General features: G+C 36.9%; 2 protein-coding genes. Both read left to right on the top strand.

Going from position 1 to position 5,180, the window contains the following annotated elements:
* Positions 1-1,149: hypothetical protein (locus AB1630_10025; protein MEW6104127.1), on the top strand; the 1,149-nt coding region annotated here is incomplete at its 5' end.
* Position 1,150: 1 nt separating this feature from the next.
* A partial coding sequence (locus AB1630_10020; GenBank protein ID MEW6104126.1) for a SpoIID/LytB domain-containing protein occupies positions 1,151-5,180 on the top strand: 4,030 nt, incomplete at its 3' end.

The raw sequence follows: 5,180 nt of genomic DNA, 5'->3' as shown, positions 1-5,180 counted from the left end.
GAGCCTAAGGAGACAGAGGCTTTAAAGCCAAAAGAGGCTTTGGGGACTCAAGGAAGAACCTTTGAAGAACCAGAGGTAAATCGGGTCTTTAGGGAGATTGAGGAGGATTATGACAAGAAAATGGCTAATCTTTATAAAAATTGGGAAGAAAAATATTATGCTCTTCAAGAGAAAAAAGATTCTTTGAGGCAAAAATTCAGTGGGTATGTAGCTGATGTTGAAGAATCCGAAAAAAGATTAAATAAAGAGCTTCAAAAAGTCGATATGGAAGAATATCAATTACAACTTTGGCTAGATGAGCAGGAAAAATTACTAAGACAAGAGAAAGAACGACGAGAACAAGATATAACAAAAAAATACTACAACTATGCAATGAGGGAGATAATCTTTGCTCCTTGGGGTTCTGGGAAGGGAGAAATTAGACTAGGGGTAAGTGAGGTTTTAATTCAAGGTATGGCGACTGAGACTGTTAGATATGGACCAGACAAGATAGAAGTAGATAAAGAAGGGAGTATTTTTATTGAGGATGCAGAAGATCCAAAAAATAAACGAATCCTTAAATTTGTTAAAGAAAAGAAGAAAGGGAAAGAAAGAGAAGATTATAGATATTCATTTACCATTCCTGTTGAAAGCAAACTAGCGAAGATAATTGCCGAGAAAGACAAAACAACTTATCAGTATGAAGATATTGATAAAACAAAAGGAAAGCCATTTTTGGTGGAGAAAGGGACAAGTAATTTTCAGTGCGAGACTTATAGAATACGAAGATGGTTTAAAGAAGGAGACCCGGGAGACAAAACAGGCTTTAGAATTAAAGATGCCTCAGGTAAACTTTTAGGAGAAGGACACCTGGAACATGAACCGAGTCCTATTGGAAAATTGGGTTTTGATAAAGAAGGAAATGTATATTTTTTGTTAGACGCTACATCTGCAAGAGCTGCAGGTCCTGAAGATTGGCAATTAGAAGTTTATAAATACAGCAAAGAAGGTAGGTTTTTAGCAAAAGTTAAATTATCTGTTGATGAGTTAGACTATACAGGCAGAGGAGGTGGGCAAAAGGAGAGGATAACAATTGATAAAGATGGCAACATCTATCAATTACTACCCAAATCAGATGGGGTTCATATTTATAAATGGGAGATAAAGTAAAATGAAGATACAAACCTTCTTAAAAATATCAGTAGTTGCCCTTTCTTTGCTAACCCAAACTTCTTTATCAGCCTCAAAAGAGATTAAAATTGAAAAATTAACAAATCTTCCTATAACAATTGTAATTGGGAAATTTGAGAAAACTGATATTAGCTTTGATGATCCAAGGAATAAGTTTGTTGCAACTGAAACCTTGAATTTTGAGGAATATCTTAAAGGGGTAGTGTATAAAGAAGTATGGTTAGAGAAAGGATGGGGTATAAATTCACCCCTTGAAGCCTTAAAAGCCCAAGCTGTGGCTGCTAGAACCTATGCCAAGTGTCATATGGGCAAGCATAAAGGGAAAGGCTATGATGTGTGCAATACCGTGCATTGTCAAGTATGGGCACCTGCACCCTCTGGTGGCTATGATCAAAAGATTATAGACGCTGTAAATGACACCGCTGGTCTCGGAGTAACCTATGATGGCTCAATCATAGACTCTACCTTCTTTTCTTCCACAAAGTATTTTGCAGGACATATGTGGTATACAAAGAATTCAGAGATAGCACCTGGTTTTGGAGGAAATTATGCTCATCACCTTAGGAAAACTATATCTCCAGAAGGAGCTGTAGGAGCAGGAGGCCACGGAGCTGGCCTCTCCCAATATGGAGCAAAGGTTTTAGCTGGTAGTGGCACAAGCTACCAAGACATCCTCAAGCACTACTATGGCCCTCTTCCTCCTTATGTTAAGAAGGTAACTGCAACCCAAGGAAATAAGACAAAGTATAACTCTTATTGGGAAGATAAGAACAACGATCCATATAAAGAAATACCAAAAAGGGGTTCTATCACATCCTCCTCCCCTTTTGGAACAAGCACAATCAAAATAACTATAGAATATTCAGAAGAAATGACTGATGATGAAGCAGGAAAGTTATTAGAGCTTTATGTATCTGATGAAGAAGGCAAGGTAAATGTAAAGGTTCCCATAAATTTAGACTCTACCAAGAGAAAAGCTTCGGGAGAGCTTACCGACAAGATGATCAAGGAGAACAAGATGGATGGAACATATACCTTAAGGCTGGTTGGTTATCATAAATATGCAAAAGACTGGCAATTAGATAGCAATCCAGAGACCTTTTGCTATCAAAAGCATAATGCAGATAAACTTATGAATTACGACCCAGGCACAGACACAAACCACAAGATTTACCTTGACACCAACCCACCAAAAATAGTAGAGGTGAGAATTATTCAAGGGAAGAAACAGGTAGATACACAAGGAATTATAACAATAGTTGATACAAAGGTAGTGTATAAAATATTATATGAAAATGGAATACCAAAAACAATTCTCGTTAACAACCCCATCATTGGAGGAGATGAGCTCTTTTTTATAGCCATCTTTGATAAAACCCTTGATATAACAAAACCATTGAAACTCTCTTTCAAATCATTAGAACATACAATTTCTTCTCTCTTCTTTACAACCACAAATTTAAAAAATGACACTTTCTATGGTGAGTTTGTTATTCCAAGGAATTCAGAATACCAGGGAACACATACCCTATCCATCTCAAATGCCTTTGATGAGGCAGGGAATGAATTTGATTCTGACCCAACAACAGAACAAATAGACCCCGATACAAGCAATCAATTCTATGTATTCCTTCCAGATATTGCCTACACACAATGGGTTCCTGTTCCAGATTCAACCCACAAGCAAGGCTCTACTCATTTATTAAACATAGAAAGCAAAGAATCAATAATGCTAACTGGAGGATGGGCCCCCCAATTCTTTCCTGATGGTGAATGGCTTGCTATTTGGGGAAAAGACACATATACAGCAACTAGCGTGGATATATGGAAGATGAGAATAGATGGAACATGCTTACAAAACTTAACAAATAGTCCAAAATCAGAGGAAAATTTTCTGATAGCAAAAGATGGAAAGAAAATAATATTTGCGAGGCAAGAAAGATTTCGTAATAATGATATTTGGAGATTAGAGCTAGAGGGAGGAACACAGACAAACTTAACAAATACAGAGGGTATCTCTGAAAATATGTATGACATCTCACAAGACAAGATTTTGTATTCCTCTCATAGAGACCTCTACATAATGGACATAGATGGAAATAACAAAAGGATGCTTGTTTCTGGAAAAGATGAAAAGGGAGTTGATATATCGATAGATAATGTAAGGTTTTCTCCTGATGGTAGCAAGATATTTTATTCAAGGGAGGTTTTTACCTATATCTATGATAGTGAACACAATGAATGGAAAATAGACTCATATAACACCGAGATATACTCAATAAATGAAAATGGCTCTGACAACAGAAGAATAACCGATACCCCAGAAGAAGATGAGCTTGTAGACGACATCAATGATACAAAGCTTTTGTATACTGTAAGAACCTGGGGGAAAATAAAAATAAAGGATAAAGACCTATACATCTCAAACCTTTATATGGGTGAAATAAGAAACCTAACCCCAAATACACCAGATTCCTTTGAACGCTGTGGAAAATTCCTTCCCGATGGAAGAATAGTATTTATGTCAGATAATGGAAAGGCAAGGGAGAACGATGACCTTTATATAAACTATGACATTTATATAATAAACCCAGATGGAACAAACTTAAGGAGACTAACAACAACTGATCCATATTATAATAATGAATATAGCTCATTTAGACCAATAGGAACACAAACATATGGAAGCCTAAGGGGCAAGGTCTCCTCAGGAACAACAGGGATTAGCGGAGCAATGATAGAGCTAATAAAGGATGAAATAACAATAAGAAGTGCAATGACAGATAAGGATGGAAATTTCATAATAGAAAATGTAAAGGTAGGAGATTATGAAATAAAGGCTAAAGCACCCTATTATGAGATTGAAACCAAGACAGCAAAAATAGAAAAAGAGAGGGAAACATACATAGAATTTATACTAACAGCAATAGGAAATTTGTCTGTTAAGGTAGGCTCAGAAACAGGAACAATAGAGGGAGCAATTGTTAGCGTCATAAAGGATGGGATGGTTATAGGGAAAGGTATGACAGATAAGGATGGAATGTTTAGGATAGAGAATATAAAGGTAGGAACATACAAGGTAAAGGTAGAAATAACAGGCTATTCCATTGAAATTTGGGAACTTACAATAGAAAAAGGCAAGGAAATATTTGTGGAATTTATACTAACAGCAATAGGAGAAACAGGAGGAAAGGTTGTTGTTGTAAAGGATGATGGAATATGGCAGGAGAATGCAGATGGCTCAAACCCAAGAAAGCTATGGGAGGATGGAAGCATAACCGATGTCTGCCTTTCAGAGGATGGGAATAAAATTCTTTATTGTTCAAACAAAGAGGGAAATTATGACATTTACCTTCTTGATATTCCGAGCTTAATGCTAACAATATTTCATAGCCCAGAAGATGAGATATCTGCAAGATTTGCACCAGATGAAAGAATACTATTTGTAAGGGCTGGTTATGATAGCAAGTATATCTGGATAATGGATATGGATGGAAGCAATGAAACAATGATAACACAAGGAGAATACCCAGCTATATCCCCAGATGGAAATAGCATAATCTTCTCCAAACCAGGCTCTGACTATGAGGTATTCATTATGAACAAGGATGGAACAAACATTATGCAATTAACCAACAATGAGGTAGATGACATAGAGCCAAGCTTCTCACCTGATGGAGAAAAAATAGCATATAATTCAGGAGGAAACATCTACACAATGAATAAGGATGGAGGAAACCAAACCAAGGTAATAACAAATGGAACAAATCCAAGCTTCTCTCCAGATGGTAACTCCCTTGCTTTTATATTCAAAAACACCCTCTATACCACAAACCTACAAACTGGTGAGCTAAAGGAAATAGGCCAAGGCATAAAGGCAATATCCTGGTCTTGTGGAAGTGTGGAAAACAAACCCCCGGTTCCCATAATTACCGGAACATTAACTGGCTATGAGGGAGAACCAATAACCCTGGATGGCTCAAGCTCATATGACCCTGATGGAACAATTA

It is taken from the genome of bacterium (assembly GCA_040753555.1).
Classification (GTDB): domain Bacteria; phylum UBA9089; class UBA9088; order UBA9088; family UBA9088; genus JBFLYE01.
The sequence above is the reverse complement of the archived record's forward strand: the minus strand, read 5'-3'. Positions and strand labels throughout refer to the sequence as shown.